General features: G+C 65.4%; 24 protein-coding genes. 22 read left to right on the top strand and 2 right to left on the bottom strand.

What is annotated here, in order from left to right:
- Window positions 1–69: 69 nt before the first annotated feature.
- Complete coding sequence (locus tag ACFO6S_RS13595) at window positions 70–1038, bottom strand: ATP-binding cassette domain-containing protein (protein ID WP_378417772.1); 969 nt, start codon at window positions 1036–1038, stop codon at window positions 70–72.
- 287 nt (window positions 1039–1325) lie between these two features.
- On the opposite strand from ACFO6S_RS13595, the gene ACFO6S_RS13590 reads away from it, so the two are divergent.
- On the top strand, window positions 1326–2117 hold the full coding sequence (locus tag ACFO6S_RS13590; RefSeq protein WP_378417771.1) for an oxygenase MpaB family protein: 792 nt from the start codon (window positions 1326–1328) through the stop codon (window positions 2115–2117).
- Between the two features lie 19 nt (window positions 2118–2136).
- Here ACFO6S_RS13590 and ACFO6S_RS13585 read toward each other — a convergent pair whose 3' ends face one another.
- A complete protein-coding gene (locus tag ACFO6S_RS13585) occupies window positions 2137–2625 on the bottom strand; it encodes a hotdog fold domain-containing protein (protein ID WP_378417769.1) in 489 nt (162 codons plus the stop codon).
- A 503-nt stretch (window positions 2626–3128) separates the two neighbouring features.
- Between ACFO6S_RS13585 and rpsJ the strand changes: the two genes are divergently transcribed.
- From rpsJ to rplO, 21 genes are all read left to right on the top strand, one after another.
- On the top strand, window positions 3129–3434 hold the full coding sequence (rpsJ, locus tag ACFO6S_RS13580) for a 30S ribosomal protein S10 (RefSeq protein WP_003938093.1): 306 nt from the start codon (window positions 3129–3131) through the stop codon (window positions 3432–3434).
- A 20-nt stretch (window positions 3435–3454) separates the two neighbouring features.
- Entirely contained in the window at window positions 3455–4114 is a 660-nt protein-coding gene (rplC, locus tag ACFO6S_RS13575) for a 50S ribosomal protein L3 (protein ID WP_378417767.1), read from the top strand.
- Window positions 4111–4788: a 50S ribosomal protein L4 gene (gene rplD / locus ACFO6S_RS13570; protein ID WP_378417765.1), complete on the top strand. Its 678-nt coding sequence runs from the start codon at window positions 4111–4113 to the stop codon at window positions 4786–4788. Before rplC ends, rplD begins: the two co-directional genes overlap by 4 nt.
- Complete coding sequence (gene rplW / locus ACFO6S_RS13565) at window positions 4785–5090, top strand: 50S ribosomal protein L23 (RefSeq protein ID WP_072845941.1); 306 nt, start codon at window positions 4785–4787, stop codon at window positions 5088–5090. Before rplD ends, rplW begins: the two co-directional genes overlap by 4 nt.
- 40 nt (window positions 5091–5130) lie before the next feature.
- The gene (gene rplB, locus ACFO6S_RS13560) at window positions 5131–5970 is read left to right on the top strand and encodes a 50S ribosomal protein L2 (protein WP_378417763.1); all 840 of its coding nucleotides are present in this window, start codon (window positions 5131–5133) and stop codon (window positions 5968–5970) included.
- Window positions 5971–5988: 18 nt separating this feature from the next.
- A complete protein-coding gene (rpsS, locus tag ACFO6S_RS13555; RefSeq protein WP_003940820.1) occupies window positions 5989–6270 on the top strand; it encodes a 30S ribosomal protein S19 in 282 nt (93 codons plus the stop codon).
- The gene (gene rplV, locus ACFO6S_RS13550; RefSeq protein ID WP_378417761.1) at window positions 6267–6671 is read left to right on the top strand and encodes a 50S ribosomal protein L22; all 405 of its coding nucleotides are present in this window, start codon (window positions 6267–6269) and stop codon (window positions 6669–6671) included. Before rpsS ends, rplV begins: the two co-directional genes overlap by 4 nt.
- Window positions 6671–7477 carry a 30S ribosomal protein S3 gene (rpsC, locus tag ACFO6S_RS13545; RefSeq protein WP_378417759.1) on the top strand — a complete coding sequence of 269 codons (807 nt, stop codon included), beginning with the start codon at window positions 6671–6673 and terminating at the stop codon, window positions 7475–7477. The genes rplV and rpsC overlap by 1 nt, the downstream gene beginning before the upstream one ends.
- A gap of 4 nt (window positions 7478–7481) precedes the next feature.
- A complete protein-coding gene (gene rplP, locus ACFO6S_RS13540; protein WP_378417757.1) occupies window positions 7482–7898 on the top strand; it encodes a 50S ribosomal protein L16 in 417 nt (138 codons plus the stop codon).
- Window positions 7898–8134 (top strand): 50S ribosomal protein L29, encoded by a 237-nt coding sequence (gene rpmC / locus ACFO6S_RS13535; RefSeq protein WP_072845936.1) that lies wholly within the window; start codon window positions 7898–7900, stop codon window positions 8132–8134. The genes rplP and rpmC overlap by 1 nt, the downstream gene beginning before the upstream one ends.
- Window positions 8131–8418 carry a 30S ribosomal protein S17 gene (gene rpsQ, locus ACFO6S_RS13530; protein WP_378417754.1) on the top strand — a complete coding sequence of 96 codons (288 nt, stop codon included), beginning with the start codon at window positions 8131–8133 and terminating at the stop codon, window positions 8416–8418. Before rpmC ends, rpsQ begins: the two co-directional genes overlap by 4 nt.
- 259 nt (window positions 8419–8677) lie before the next feature.
- Window positions 8678–9046 carry a 50S ribosomal protein L14 gene (gene rplN, locus ACFO6S_RS13525; RefSeq protein ID WP_072845934.1) on the top strand — a complete coding sequence of 123 codons (369 nt, stop codon included), beginning with the start codon at window positions 8678–8680 and terminating at the stop codon, window positions 9044–9046.
- Complete coding sequence (gene rplX, locus ACFO6S_RS13520; RefSeq protein ID WP_378417752.1) at window positions 9046–9360, top strand: 50S ribosomal protein L24; 315 nt, start codon at window positions 9046–9048, stop codon at window positions 9358–9360. The genes rplN and rplX overlap by 1 nt, the downstream gene beginning before the upstream one ends.
- 1 nt (window position 9361) lies before the next feature.
- On the top strand, window positions 9362–9928 hold the full coding sequence (rplE, locus tag ACFO6S_RS13515) for a 50S ribosomal protein L5 (protein ID WP_378417751.1): 567 nt from the start codon (window positions 9362–9364) through the stop codon (window positions 9926–9928).
- A gap of 3 nt (window positions 9929–9931) precedes the next feature.
- Complete coding sequence (locus ACFO6S_RS13510; protein WP_378417750.1) at window positions 9932–10117, top strand: type Z 30S ribosomal protein S14; 186 nt, start codon at window positions 9932–9934, stop codon at window positions 10115–10117.
- A 152-nt stretch (window positions 10118–10269) separates the two neighbouring features.
- Window positions 10270–10668: a 30S ribosomal protein S8 gene (gene rpsH, locus ACFO6S_RS13505; protein ID WP_378417749.1), complete on the top strand. Its 399-nt coding sequence runs from the start codon at window positions 10270–10272 to the stop codon at window positions 10666–10668.
- Window positions 10669–10682: 14 nt separating this feature from the next.
- Window positions 10683–11222, top strand: coding sequence for a 50S ribosomal protein L6 (gene rplF, locus ACFO6S_RS13500; RefSeq protein ID WP_378417747.1), 540 nt, complete (start codon window positions 10683–10685; stop codon window positions 11220–11222).
- 1 nt (window position 11223) lies between these two features.
- Window positions 11224–11631, top strand: a complete 408-nt coding sequence (gene rplR, locus ACFO6S_RS13495) for a 50S ribosomal protein L18 (protein ID WP_378417745.1) — start codon at window positions 11224–11226, stop codon at window positions 11629–11631.
- A gap of 31 nt (window positions 11632–11662) precedes the next feature.
- Complete coding sequence (gene rpsE / locus ACFO6S_RS13490; RefSeq protein ID WP_378417743.1) at window positions 11663–12319, top strand: 30S ribosomal protein S5; 657 nt, start codon at window positions 11663–11665, stop codon at window positions 12317–12319.
- A complete protein-coding gene (gene rpmD / locus ACFO6S_RS13485; protein ID WP_378417741.1) occupies window positions 12319–12498 on the top strand; it encodes a 50S ribosomal protein L30 in 180 nt (59 codons plus the stop codon). The genes rpsE and rpmD overlap by 1 nt, the downstream gene beginning before the upstream one ends.
- Window positions 12499–12500: 2 nt before the next feature.
- Complete coding sequence (rplO, locus tag ACFO6S_RS13480) at window positions 12501–12944, top strand: 50S ribosomal protein L15 (RefSeq protein ID WP_378417739.1); 444 nt, start codon at window positions 12501–12503, stop codon at window positions 12942–12944.
- Window positions 12945–13063 lie beyond the last annotated feature (119 nt).

Here is a 13063-nt window from a genome sequence, read left to right as displayed (position 1 = left end):
TGGCCCGGGGCTCCGGGGGCTTCCCGTCGCTGGAGGTTCTCGCGGTCTTGGTGCCGGCGGTGATCGCGGTCACGACGCCTCGTCCTTCGTCACGTGAGCCTGTCCGGTCAGCGCCAGGAAGACGTCGTCGAGCGAGGGCCGGCGCAGCGCGATGTCGGCCAGCGGGATCCGTGCCATGTCGAGTCGACGCAGCGCCTCGGCCAGGGTCTGGGCGCCGTACTGCGCCGGGATGGACAGCCGGTCGTGGCCGGTCTCGGAGATGTAGTCCGGGTGGCACAGGCTGCTGAGCACGCCGTACACCCGAGGCAGGTCCTCGAGCCTCATCGGCACGACCTCGCAGAAGCTACCGCCGGTCCGTTCCTTGAGCTGGTCCGCGGTGCCCTCGGCGATCACGGTTCCCTTGTCGATGACGACGATGTTGTCGCTCAGGACATCGGCTTCCTCGAGGTACTGCGTGGTGAGCAGGATGGTGATGCCCTCGTCCTTGAGGTTCTGCACCAGGGTCCACACGCTCTGCCGGCTGCGGGGGTCCAGGCCGGTGGTCGGCTCGTCGAGGAAGACCACCTCCGGGCGCACGACAAGTCCGCAGGCGATGTCGACGCGGCGCCGCATGCCGCCGGAAAATCCGGCAACCTTGCGCTCCGCGGCGTAGACCAAGTCGAACTGGACCAGCAACTCCTGGGCGCGAGCCTTGGCGGTCTGCCGGTTCAGGCCCATCAGTCGGCCGAAGAGGATCAGGTTCTCGCGGGCGTTGAGCGACTCGTCGAGCGCGGCGTACTGCCCGGTCATCATGATCGACCGGCGCACTGCGGCGCCCTGCGTGGCGACGTCGTGGCCGGCGACCAGCGCGCGCCCCGAGTCGGGTCGCAGCAGGGTGGAGAGCACGTTGACCGTGGTCGTCTTTCCCGCGCCGTTCGGCCCGAGGATGCCGAGCACGGTGCCGCGCGGCACCTCGAAGCTGACGCCCTGGAGCGCTTTCACGTCACCGAAGGACTTGCGGATTCCTTCGACCAGGACCGCAGAGTGGGGTGAAGACATGCACGCGAGTATGTCACGGGTATCTGTGTGCCGAGGGTGTCCGGGCATTGAACCGGCAAGTTCGCCTGGTGGGGAACAGCACCGTAACGCGGCGGTCTCGACTCTCGATGAGCCGCGGACGAGCGGGACGGACCGGTGTGACCCGACTCGTCCGTAGTCGCCGTAAGTTAACGGAACATCGCATGGGTGGGCCGACCGCCACTGCGAGTTTTGCCAGTTGAAACAGCAGGTTGAGCAATCACGCGCGTCTCGCGGTGAACAGTGACGTGCTGTGGTTTCATGAATTCATGAGCCGTCGCGCCGCACACATCGAGGATCTTGCCGGCGAGGCCGTCATGCTCGCGGCGGGCGGCCGGGCGATCCTCCTGCAGATCGCCAACGAGGGCGTCGGGCACGGCGTCGCGGACCACAGCGACTTTGCCTACCGCTCGGTCGACCGGCTGCGGACCACGATGACCTACATCTATGCGGTGGTCTACGGGACGGACGCCGAGCGCGCGGCGGTGGTGCGGATGGTGAACAAGGCGCATGTGAAGGTTCGTGCGGAGAACTACAACGCCTTCGACCCCGCTCTGCAGCTGTGGGTGGCGGCGACGCTCTACGAGAGTGCCGTGAGCCTCTACGAGCGGGTGTTCGGCCCGCTCGACGACGCCGATGCGGACGAGTTGTACCGGGAGTACGCGGTGCTCGGCACCGCGCTGCAGGTACCGCCGGGGATGTGGCCGCGCGACCGGGTCGCCTTCGCCGGCTATTGGAAGGAACAACTCGACCGCGTCGAGGTGGATGCGAAGGTGCGGGCGACCTCCCGGGACCTGTTCCATCCGGCGGCGGCGCCGATGCTCATCCGCGCGAACCTGCCTGCGTACCGCTGGCTCACCACCGGGTTGCTGCCGGCGCAACTGCGCGAGCAGTTCGAGTTGCCGTGGACCGCACGGGACCAGCGCCGGTTCGATCGGGTGATGACACTGATCTCGTGGGTGTACCCGCGGATACCCTCCGCGGTGCGGCACGCGCCCCGGACCGTCTACCTGTGGGACATGCGACGTCGGCTGCGGACCCGCGGCGGCATCGAGGCCTGACCGCGGGTGCCGGCCGGACTCAGGCGGGCGTCAGCCAGATGGTGATGTCGGCGTGCACCACCTCGGTACCGGACTTGTCGTAGATCGCAACCGGCACGGTGAGCTCGGTGCCCGAGGTGATCTCCTCGAAACGGGGCAGTGCCGACAACGACGCGACCGCGCGCAGCCCGGACTCGGCCTTGGCGAGGTACCGGGTGTTCATCGCCTTCGGGATCCAGCGGTGCGTGGTGGGGACGGTCGCCTCGGCGAGCATGCCCATGGCGGCCTCGGCGAGGTTGCAGGCCGCGATCGCGTGAAAGGTGCCGATGTGGTTGTGCACGCCCCACCATTTCGGGGCGCGGACCTCGCAGCGGCCGGGTTCGAGCGCGGTCACGCGCGGGAGGACGGTGGCGAAGTAGGGCACCCGCACACACATGCCGAGTGAGAACAGGGCCGGGCGCAATGCATTGTCGGGCAGCTTCAGCCAGCTGCGGTAGGTGGCGCTGGGGGAGGGTGTCTGGATGGCCATGACAGAACCTTACTCCCGAGTAAGGTTCTGTGACCGAGATCGCGTCAGTGCTGGAGTTGAACTAGTTGCCGGTCTGCGGCATACTGTTCAGGTTGCCTTGACCCGGGACGTGCTCTCATACGGCCTGCGTCGGGCGAAAGAGGGTTCTGTGCCCGGTCCGCCTGGAGTGAAAGCTCCGGACGCCAGGTCAGGGCCAGTGCAGGACGGAAGCAGTTACACCCAGTGCCCATTACGGGCGCATCCGGTGCACGTAAGTCCAGTCCGATCGGTGCGAGAGCGCGGATCGGGGGACGAGCGGGAGGGCGACACGCCCGACCGCGTGGGCCGGAGATCCATGACAGATGAACAGCGGCAGCGGATCGGTTTCTTTTCGATCGCCAACGTTCGGACACTCATGGCCTGGGCACGAACTGTGCAGACGAGGTAGCCCCAGCAGGGTCTACGTGAATGAAGTAGCCCCCAGGGTCTACAAGGGCCTATTCGGCAAGGAAGAGGACACAAGCGTGGCGGGACAGAAGATCCGCATCAGGCTCAAGGCCTACGACCATGAGGCGATCGACGCGTCAGCGCGCAAGATCGTCGAGACGGTGACCCGTACCGGGGCCCGTGTCGTTGGACCGGTGCCGTTGCCGACCGAAAAGAATGTGTACTGCGTCATCCGCTCGCCGCACAAGTACAAGGACTCGCGCGAGCACTTCGAGATGCGTACCCACAAGCGGCTGATTGACATCCTCGACCCGACGCCCAAGACAGTCGACGCGCTCATGCGCATCGATCTGCCGGCCAGCGTTGATGTCAACATCCAGTGAGCGCGGCGGAGACAAAAACAATGACTGAGAACAAGATCAAGGGACTCCTGGGCACGAAGCTCGGCATGACCCAGGTCTTCGACGAGAACAACCGGGTCGTCCCGGTGACCGTCGTGAAGGCTGGGCCCAATGTCGTCACCCAGATCCGTACCGAAGAGCGTGACGGCTACAGCGCCGTGCAGCTCGCTTTCGGCGCCATCGACCCGCGCAAGGTGAACAAGCCGACTTCCGGCCAGTTCGCCAAGGCCGGCGTCACCCCGCGTCGCCACGTCGTCGAGCTCCGCGTTGCGGACGCCTCGGAGTACGAGGTCGGCCAGGAGCTGACGGCCGAGCTGCTGTTCGAGGACGGCGGCTTCGTCGACGTCACCGGCACCAGCAAGGGCAAGGGCTACGCCGGTGTCATGAAGCGTCACGGCTTCAAGGGTCAGGGCGCCTCGCACGGCACCCAGGCCGTGCACCGTCGCCCCGGTTCCATCGGTGGCTGTGCCACCCCCGGCCGTGTCTTCAAGGGCATGCGCATGGCGGGTCGCATGGGTAACGACCGCATCACGACGCAGAACCTCTCGGTCCACAAGGTGGACGCCGAGAACGGTCTGCTGCTCATCAAGGGTGCGATCCCGGGCCGCAAGGGTGGCCTCGTGATCGTCAAGACCGCAGTGAAGGGTGGTGCGTCCGCATGACCGAGACCGCAACCAAGCTGACCCTCGACGTCCGTACCGCCGACGGCGGCACCAACGGGACCGTCGACCTTCCCGCCGAGCTCTTCGACGTGACGGCCAACATCGCGCTCATGCACCAGGTTGTCGTCGCGCAGCTCGCTGCGGCACGTCAGGGCACGCACTCCACCAAGACCCGTGGCGATGTCCGCGGTGGTGGCAAGAAGCCGTACCGCCAGAAGGGCACCGGCCGCGCACGCCAGGGCTCGACTCGCGCACCGCAGTTCGTCGGCGGTGGCACGGTCCACGGCCCGAAGCCGCGTGACTACAGCCAGCGGACCCCCAAGAAGATGATCGCCGCTGCTCTGCGCGGTGCACTCTCCGACCGGGCGCGCAACGAGCGCATTCACGTGATCACCGAGCTCGTCGCCGGGCAGTCGCCGTCCACCAAGGGCGCGAAGAAGTTCCTCGGCGAGATCTCCGATCGCAAGAAGGTCCTGCTCGTCGTCGGTCGTGAGGACATCGCGGCATGGAAGAGCGTGCAGAACCTGGAAGGCGTGCACCCCATTGCACCCGACCAGCTCAACACGTACGACGTGCTCAACAGCGATGACGTCGTGTTCAGTGTCGAGGCACTCAACACGTACATCCACGGGCCGGCCGAGTCCGCCCAGGCAGACAAGGAGGAGAGCAAGTGAGCACCATCGCTGACCCCCGCGATATCTTGCTGGCTCCGGTCATCTCCGAGAAGTCCTACGGACTGATCGAGGAGGGTACCTACACCTTCCTGGTGCACCCGGACTCGAACAAGACGCAGATCAAGATTGCCGTCGAGAAGGTCTTCGGCGTCAAGGTGACCAGCGTCAACACCGCCAACCGTCAGGGCAAGCGTAAGCGGACGAAGTTCGGTTTCGGCAAGCGCAAGGACACCAAGCGCGCGCTCGTGACCCTCTCGGCCGACAGCAAGCCCATCGAGATCTTCGGAGGCCCGGTCGCGTAAGCGTCTGGGACTTGACGAGATATAGAGGACGAGAAGACTCATGGGAATCCGTAAGTACAAGCCGACTACCCCGGGCCGTCGTGGCTCGAGCGTCTCGGACTTCGCCGAGATCACTCGGTCGACGCCCGAGAAGTCGCTTATCCGCCCGCTGCACGGTCGCGGTGGACGTAACGCACACGGTCGTATCACCACCCGTCACAAGGGTGGCGGGCACAAGCGTGCGTACCGTCTGATCGACTTCCGTCGCAACGACAAGGACGGCGTGCCGGCCAAGGTCGCTCACATCGAGTACGACCCCAACCGCACCGCCAACATTGCCCTGCTGCACTACGCCGACGGCGAGAAGCGCTACATTCTCGCGCCGAAGGACCTCAAGCAGGGTGCGAAGGTCGAGTCCGGTGTCGGAGCCGACATCAAGCCGGGCAACAACCTGCCGCTGCGCAACATCCCGACCGGTACCACCATCCACGGTGTGGAGCTGCGTCCGGGCGGCGGTGCCAAGATGGCCCGCTCCGCAGGCGCCAGCATCCAGCTGCTGGGCAAGGAAGGCACCTACGCCACGCTGCGTATGCCGTCCGGTGAGATCCGTCGCGTCGACATCCGCTGCCGCGCCTCCATCGGCGAGGTCGGCAATGCCGAGCAGTCGAACATCAACTGGGGCAAGGCCGGCCGTATGCGCTGGAAGGGCAAGCGCCCGACCGTCCGTGGTGTCGTGATGAACCCGGTCGACCACCCGCACGGTGGTGGCGAGGGCAAGACCTCCGGTGGTCGCCACCCGGTCAGCCCGTGGGGACAGGCCGAGGGCCGTACCCGCAAGCCGAACAAGCCGAGCGACAAGCTCATCGTCCGTCGCCGCCGTTCCGGCAAGAACAAGCGCTAGTCAAGGAGGGAGTGAAGGATGCCACGCAGCCTTAAGAAGGGCCCGTTCGTCGATGACCACCTCCTTGCGAAGGTGGACGTCCAGAACGAGAAGGGAACCAAGCAGGTCATCAAGACCTGGTCACGTCGTTCCACGATCATTCCGGATTTCATCGGGCACACGTTCGCTGTGCACGACGGCCGCAAGCACGTCCCCGTGTTCGTCTCCGACTCGATGGTCGGACACAAGCTCGGAGAGTTCGCACCGACCCGCACGTTCAAGGGTCACATCAAGGATGATCGGAAGGCGAAGAGGCGATGAGTAACACCGAAACCGCCAACCCGACCGCCAAGGCGATCGCGCGCCACGTGCGCGTGACCCCCATGAAGGCGCGTCGTGTTGTGGACATGGTTCGCGGGCGCTCGGTCGAGGACGCGCTGAACATCCTGCGGTTCGCACCGCAGGCCGCCAGCGAGCCGGTTGCCAAGGTGATCGCCAGCGCAGCTGCGAACGCCGAGAACAACCAGAACCTGGACCCGAGCACGCTCGTCGTCGCGACGGCGTTCGTGGACGAGGGCGCAACCCTCAAGCGGTTCCAGCCGCGGGCACAGGGACGTGCGTTCCGTATCCGCAAGCGGACCAGTCACATCACCGTGATCGTGGAGAGCCTGCCCAAGGCCGGCGCCTCGACCCGCAATCGCCGGAAGGGAAGTGCTCAGTAGTGGGCCAGAAAATCAACCCGCACGGCTTCCGCCTCGGCATCACCACCGACTGGAAGTCTCGCTGGTACGCAGACAAGCAGTACGCGGAGTACGTCAAGGAAGATGTCGCCATCCGCAAGCTCCTCGCCACGGGCATGGAGCGGGCCGGCATCGCGAAGGTGGAGATCGAGCGCACCCGTGACCGGGTTCGCGTCGACATCCACACCGCTCGTCCGGGCATCGTCATCGGCCGCCGCGGCGCCGAGGCCGATCGCATCCGCGCCGAGCTGGAGAAGCTGACCGGCAAGCAGGTTCAGCTGAACATCCTCGAGGTCAAGAACGCCGAGGCCGAGGCCCAGCTCGTGGCCCAGGGTGTCGCCGAGCAGCTGTCGAACCGTGTCGCGTTCCGTCGCGCCATGCGTAAGGCAATCCAGTCTGCGATGCGTCAGCCCAACGTCAAGGGCATCCGGGTCCAGTGCTCGGGTCGTCTCGGCGGCGCCGAGATGTCCCGCTCGGAGTTCTACCGCGAGGGTCGGGTTCCGCTGCACACGCTGCGTGCGGACATCGACTACGGGCTGTACGAGGCCAAGACCACCTTCGGCCGTATCGGCGTGAAGGTCTGGATCTACAAGGGCGACATCGTCGGCGGCAAGCGTGAGCTGACCGCAGGCGCAGCCCCGGCCGGCGACCGCCCGCGTCGCGAGCGCCCCACGCGCCCGCGTCGTTCCGGTGCCTCGGGCACCACCGCGACCAGCACCGAGGCCGGCCGCGCCGCTACCGCGACCGCTGAGGCTCCGGTTTCCACCGACACGAATCAGGAGGGCTGACGCAATGTTGATCCCCCGTCGGGTCAAGCACCGCAAGCAGCACCACCCGAGCCGTACCGGTGCCGCCAAGGGTGGTACCCAGGTGACCTTCGGTGACTACGGCATCCAGGCTCTCGAGCCCGCCTACATCACAAACCGTCAGATCGAGTCCGCTCGTATCGCAATGACGCGCCACATCAAGCGTGGCGGCAAGATCTGGATCAACATCTTCCCGGATCGCCCGCTCACGAAGAAGCCTGCCGAGACCCGAATGGGTTCCGGTAAGGGTTCGCCCGAGTGGTGGATTGCGAATGTCAAGCCGGGCCGCGTCATGTTCGAGATGACGTACCCCAACGAGGAGATTGCTCGCGAGGCCCTGACCCGCGCGATGCACAAGCTCCCGTGCAAGTGCCGGATCGTCACGAGGGAGGAGCAGTTCTGATGGCTACTGGAACCCCAGCCGCAGAGCTCCGCGAGCTCACGGAAGAGGAGCTGGTCACCCGGCTCCGCGAGTCTAAGGAAGAGCTGTTCAACCTGCGCTTCCAGATGGCGACCGGTCAGTTGGACAACAACCGTCGTCTGCGGACCGTTCGCCACGAGATCGCGCGTGTCTACACCGTCATGCGTGAGCGTGAGCTCGGTCTCGCCGCCGGACCCGATGCGGGTGACGCGGCATGAGTGAGAACCAGAAGGACAGCGCAGTGAGTGAAGAGCGCGGCATGCGCAAGACCCGCATCGGCTACGTGGTCTCCGACAAGATGGAGAAGACCATCGTGGTCGAGCTCGAAGACCGGGTCAAGCACCCGCTCTACGGCAAGATCATCCGCCGTACGACCAAGGTCAAGGCGCACGATGAGAACGGTCTCGCCGGCGTCGGCGACCGCGTCCAGCTGATGGAGACCCGACCGCTGTCGGCGACCAAGCGCTGGCGTCTGGTCGAGGTGCTGGAGAAGGCCAAGTAGGAAAGCATCACCGTGCAGCGGCCCGTTCCCCATCGGGGGCGGGCCGCTGTCGTGTCAGAGCAGCGTGTGCCGGCGACGGTGCACGGTCGGCTCTCGGGTGGGGGAGTGCTGGGTCGATTTGGCATCGGCCCAGCAGTTCCCTACACTAGAGCGGTTGCCTTTGTCCCCGCATGTCCGCATGCGGTCGGACGGGGCGGCAGACCGTGCGCATCGGGTCGGTATCCGCTGCGTAAGAAAATCCAGGTCTTAGGAGAGATCAGTGATTCAGCAGGAGTCGCGACTGCGTGTCGCCGACAACACGGGTGCCAAGGAGATTCTCTGCATCCGCGTTCTCGGCGGATCGTCTCGTCGCTACGCCGGGATCGGCGACATCATCGTCGGAACCGTCAAGGACGCCATCCCCGGTGGCAACATCAAGAAGGGCGAGATCGTCAAGGCGGTCATCGTTCGCACCACCAAGGAGCGTCGCCGTCCGGACGGTTCGTACATCAAGTTTGACGAGAACGCTGCCGTTCTCATCAAGCCTGATCACGATCCCCGCGGTACCCGCATCTTCGGCCCCGTCGGCCGCGAGCTGCGCGACAAGAAGTTCATGAAGATCGTCTCGCTCGCCCCGGAGGTGCTGTGATGAAGGTGCACAAGGGTGACACCGTTCTGGTCATTGCCGGCAAGGACAAGGGCGCGAAGGGCAAGGTCATTCAGGCCTTCCCCGCGACCGAGAAGCTCCTCGTCGAAGGCGTGAACCGGATCAAGAAGCACACCGCGGTCTCCGCGAACGAGCGTGGCGCCTCCGTCGGCGGCATCGTCACGCAGGAGGCCCCGATTCACGTGTCGAACGTGCAGGTCGTGGACTCGGACGGCAACGCCACTCGCGTGGGTTACCGGACCGATGACAACGGCAAGCGGGTTCGGATCTCCCGTAAGAACGGGAAGGACATCTGAGATGACTAGCACTGAGAACAAGATTCAGCCGCGTCTGAAGCTCCGTTACCGCGCCGAGATCAAGGACGCGCTGAACACGGAGTTCAACTACGCGAACGTCATGCAGATCCCCGGCGTGGTGAAGGTTGTCGTCAACATGGGTGTCGGCGACGCCGCCCGTGACGCGAAGCTCATCAACGGTGCGGTCAACGACCTCCAGCTGATCACCGGCCAGAAGCCGGAGATCCGCAAGGCCCGCAAGTCCATCGCGCAGTTCAAGCTGCGTGAGGGCATGCCCATCGGCGCGCGCGTCACCCTCCGTGGCGATCGCATGTGGGAGTTCCTGGACCGCCTCGTGTCCGTCGCGCTGCCCCGCATCAGGGACTTCCGCGGCCTGTCCGGCACCCAGTTCGACGGTAACGGCAACTACACCTTCGGTCTCAACGAGCAGTCGATGTTCCACGAGATCGACATCGACAAGATCGATCGCCCGCGCGGTATGGACATCACCGTCGTGACCACCGCCACCAACAACGACGAAGGCCGTGCCCTGCTCAAGCACCTCGGCTTCCCGTTCAAGGAGAACTGAGCCATGGCGAAGAAGGCACTGGTCAACAAGGCCAACAAGAAGCCCAAGTTCGCGGTGCGCGGCTACACCCGCTGCCAGCGTTGCGGCCGTCCCCACTCGGTGTTCCGCAAGTTCGGCCTCTGCCGAATCTGCCTGCGCGAGATGGCCCACGCCGGCGAGCTGCCGGGCGTTCGCAAGAGCTCCTGGTAACACCAGACTTCTGGCCCGCGTCCCGTAGGCCAGTTCATTAGGAAAACCCCTTCGCGGTAGGCCCACGGCCGGCCGTCGCCGGCGACCGAGAGGTCGCCGGCGACGGATCGGTGTTGTATGGGAACCGCTGCGAGAAAGGTACAGGTCAACCAATGACCATGACAGACCCGATTGCAGACTTCTTGACGCGTCTGCGCAACGCCAACACGGCGTTCCACGATGAGGTGAAGCTTCCCCACTCGAAGATCAAGGCGAACATCGCCGAGATCCTCAAGCGCGAGGGCTACATCTCCGATTTCCGTACCGAGGACGCGGCCGTGGGCAAGACGCTCATCGTCGACCTGAAGTACGGCCCGAGCCGTGAGCGCAGCCTTGCCGGCGTGCGTCGCGTCTCCAAGCCCGGTCTCCGGGTTTACGCGAAGTCCACCAACCTGCCCAAGGTTCTGGGCGGCCTCGGCGTGGCGATCATCTCCACGTCCACCGGCCTGCTCACCGATCGCCAGGCGGCCAAGCAGGGAGTAGGCGGGGAAGTCCTCGCCTACGTCTGGTAAGGGAGGCCACCACAATGTCGCGTATTGGAAAGATTCCGGTCACCGTCCCCGCGGGCGTTGACGTCACCATCGACGGCCAGGACATCACGGTGAAGGGCCCCAAGGGCACCCTCTCGCTGACTGTCTCCGAGCCGATTGCCATCGCCAAGGGCGAGGACGGCGCGGTGCTGGTCACCCGTCCCGACGACGAGCGTCGCAGCCGTGCGCTGCACGGCCTCTCGCGCACCCTGGTCGCGAACCTCATCACCGGTGTCACCGAGGGTTACACCACCAAGATGGAGATTCACGGCGTCGGTTACCGCGTCGCGCTCAAGGGCCAGGACCTCGAGTTCGCCCTGGGCTACAGCCACCCCGTGCCGATCGTGGCGCCGGAAGGCATCTCGTTCGTGGTCGAGTCGCCCACCCGTTTCTCGGTGTCCGGCATCGACAAGCAGCAGGTCGGCCAGATCTCGGCCAACATCCGTCGTCTGCGTCGTCCGGACCCGTACAAGGGCAAGGGCGTTCGCTACGAGGGTGAGCAGATCCGCCGCAAGGTCGGAAAGACGGGTAAGTGATATGAGCCAGACTGCAAACCAGAAGGCCAAGCGGATTCCGCTCGGCAAGGATGCGTCCACCACGCGTCGTCTCGCGAAGACGCGTCGTCACTTCCGTCTTCGCAAGAAGATCTCCGGCACCCCCGAGCGTCCGCGCCTGGTCGTGAACCGGTCTTCTCGCCACATCCACGTTCAGCTCGTGGACGACCTGGCCGGCCGCACGTTGGCCGCCGCGTCGACCATCGAGCCGGACCTGCGTGGCGTCGAGGGCGACAAGAAGGCCCAGAGCGCGAAGGTCGGTCAGCTGATCGCCGAGCGCGCGAAGGCCGCCGGCGTCGATGCAGTGGTCTTCGACCACGGCGGACACGGCTACCACGGTCGTATCGCGGCGCTCGCGGATGCCGCTCGCGAAGGCGGGTTGAAGTTCTGATGACCAACATTTCGAATGGAAGGACAGTCTGATGCCGGGACGTCAGAGGCGTGACGGCGGCAGCGGACCCGCCGGACAGAATGGACCCAACACCGGGGACAACCGCGGTGGCGGCGACCGTCGTGGCGGCGGTCGTGACGACCGTCGTGGCCAGGCTGCCGAGAAGTCGCAGTTCATCGAGCGCGTTGTCACGATCAACCGCGTCTCGAAGGTCGTCAAGGGTGGTCGTCGCTTCAGCTTCACCGCCCTGGTGATCGTGGGCGACGGTGCCGGACTCGTCGGTGTCGGCTACGGCAAGGCCAAGGAAGTTCCCGCGGCCATCCAGAAGGGTGTCGAGGAGGCTCGCAAGAGCTTCTTCCGCGTCCCGATGATCGGCTCGACCATCACCCACCCGATCCAGGGTGAGGCGGCGGCCGGTGTCGTCATGCTCCGTCCGGCCAGCCCGGGTACCGGTGTCATTGCCGGTGGCGCGGTGCGTGCCGTGCTGGAGTGCGCGGGTATCGCGGACATCCTGTCGAAGTCGCTCGGTAGCGACAATGCGATCAACGTCGTGCACGCGACCGTTGCCGCGCTCAAGGGTCTGCAGCGTCCCGAGGAAGTTGCGGCTCGCCGCGGCCTGACCCTCGAAGAGGTTGCCCCCGCCGGCATGCTGCGTGCACGCGCACAGGCTGCTGGGAGTGTGAAGTAATGGCAGATCTCAAGGTCACCCAGATCAAGAGCACCATCGGGACCAAGCAGAACCAGAAGAACTCTCTGCGCACGCTCGGTCTCAAGGGCATCCGTCAGACCGTCGTCCGTGAGGACAACGCGCAGAACCGCGGTCTGATCAACGTGGTGCGCCACCTCGTAACCGTTGAGGAGGTCTAACCATGACCATCAAACTGCATCACCTGCGCCCGGCCCCGGGCTCCAAGTCCACCAAGATCCGCGTTGGTCGCGGTGAGGGTGGCAAGCGTGGCAAGACCGCTGGTCGCGGTACCAAGGGCACCAAGGCACGTAACACCGTGCGCGTGGGCTTCGAGGGTGGACAGATGCCGCTGCACATGCGTCTGCCCAAGCTGAAGGGCTTCAAGAACCCCTTCCGCACCGAGTACCAGGTCGTGAACGTCGGCGACATCGCCCGGCTGTTCCCGAACGGTGGCACGATCGGCGTCCAGGATCTCGTCGAGGCCGGTGCGGTTCGCCGCAACCAGCTCGTCAAGGTTCTCGGCGACGGCGAGCTCACGGTCGCCGTGCAGGTGACGGTGAACAAGTTCACCGGCGCCGCCAAGGAGAAGATCACCGCTGCGGGTGGAACCACCACCGAGCTGTAAATCTGCTCTGTAGAACAACAACCGATGGCCGTAGCAATGTCCGCGTGGACACCGCTGCGGCCATCGGTGTTCTGTATAGTTCGTGTTTCGGGTCATGGCCTGCCAGTCGGCGCATGCGA

Origin of the sequence: Rhodococcus kronopolitis (genome assembly GCF_042654025.1) — a bacterium.
Lineage (GTDB): Bacteria > Actinomycetota > Actinomycetes > Mycobacteriales > Mycobacteriaceae > Rhodococcus_G > Rhodococcus_G kronopolitis.
This window is presented reverse-complemented; position numbering and strand designations above follow the sequence as displayed.

Excerpts from the sequence above, each read along its gene's own strand:
- ACFO6S_RS13595 (WP_378417772.1), bottom strand. The coding sequence starts at position 1,038 with ATGTCTTCACCCCACTCTGCGGTCCTGGTCGAAGGAATCCGCAAGTCC.
- ACFO6S_RS13590 (WP_378417771.1), top strand. The coding sequence starts at position 1,326 with ATGAGCCGTCGCGCCGCACACATCGAGGATCTTGCCGGCGAGGCCGTC.
- ACFO6S_RS13585 (WP_378417769.1), bottom strand. The coding sequence starts at position 2,625 with ATGGCCATCCAGACACCCTCCCCCAGCGCCACCTACCGCAGCTGGCTG.
- rplC (WP_378417767.1), top strand. The coding sequence starts at position 3,455 with ATGACTGAGAACAAGATCAAGGGACTCCTGGGCACGAAGCTCGGCATG.
- rplD (WP_378417765.1), top strand. The coding sequence starts at position 4,111 with ATGACCGAGACCGCAACCAAGCTGACCCTCGACGTCCGTACCGCCGAC.
- rplB (WP_378417763.1), top strand. The coding sequence starts at position 5,131 with ATGGGAATCCGTAAGTACAAGCCGACTACCCCGGGCCGTCGTGGCTCG.
- rpsS (WP_003940820.1), top strand. The coding sequence starts at position 5,989 with ATGCCACGCAGCCTTAAGAAGGGCCCGTTCGTCGATGACCACCTCCTT.
- rplV (WP_378417761.1), top strand. The coding sequence starts at position 6,267 with ATGAGTAACACCGAAACCGCCAACCCGACCGCCAAGGCGATCGCGCGC.
- rplP (WP_378417757.1), top strand. The coding sequence starts at position 7,482 with ATGTTGATCCCCCGTCGGGTCAAGCACCGCAAGCAGCACCACCCGAGC.
- rpmC (WP_072845936.1), top strand. The coding sequence starts at position 7,898 with ATGGCTACTGGAACCCCAGCCGCAGAGCTCCGCGAGCTCACGGAAGAG.
- rpsQ (WP_378417754.1), top strand. The coding sequence starts at position 8,131 with ATGAGTGAGAACCAGAAGGACAGCGCAGTGAGTGAAGAGCGCGGCATG.
- rplX (WP_378417752.1), top strand. The coding sequence starts at position 9,046 with ATGAAGGTGCACAAGGGTGACACCGTTCTGGTCATTGCCGGCAAGGAC.
- rplE (WP_378417751.1), top strand. The coding sequence starts at position 9,362 with ATGACTAGCACTGAGAACAAGATTCAGCCGCGTCTGAAGCTCCGTTAC.
- ACFO6S_RS13510 (WP_378417750.1), top strand. The coding sequence starts at position 9,932 with ATGGCGAAGAAGGCACTGGTCAACAAGGCCAACAAGAAGCCCAAGTTC.
- rpsH (WP_378417749.1), top strand. The coding sequence starts at position 10,270 with ATGACCATGACAGACCCGATTGCAGACTTCTTGACGCGTCTGCGCAAC.
- rplF (WP_378417747.1), top strand. The coding sequence starts at position 10,683 with ATGTCGCGTATTGGAAAGATTCCGGTCACCGTCCCCGCGGGCGTTGAC.
- rplR (WP_378417745.1), top strand. The coding sequence starts at position 11,224 with ATGAGCCAGACTGCAAACCAGAAGGCCAAGCGGATTCCGCTCGGCAAG.
- rpsE (WP_378417743.1), top strand. The coding sequence starts at position 11,663 with ATGCCGGGACGTCAGAGGCGTGACGGCGGCAGCGGACCCGCCGGACAG.
- rpmD (WP_378417741.1), top strand. The coding sequence starts at position 12,319 with ATGGCAGATCTCAAGGTCACCCAGATCAAGAGCACCATCGGGACCAAG.
- rplO (WP_378417739.1), top strand. The coding sequence starts at position 12,501 with ATGACCATCAAACTGCATCACCTGCGCCCGGCCCCGGGCTCCAAGTCC.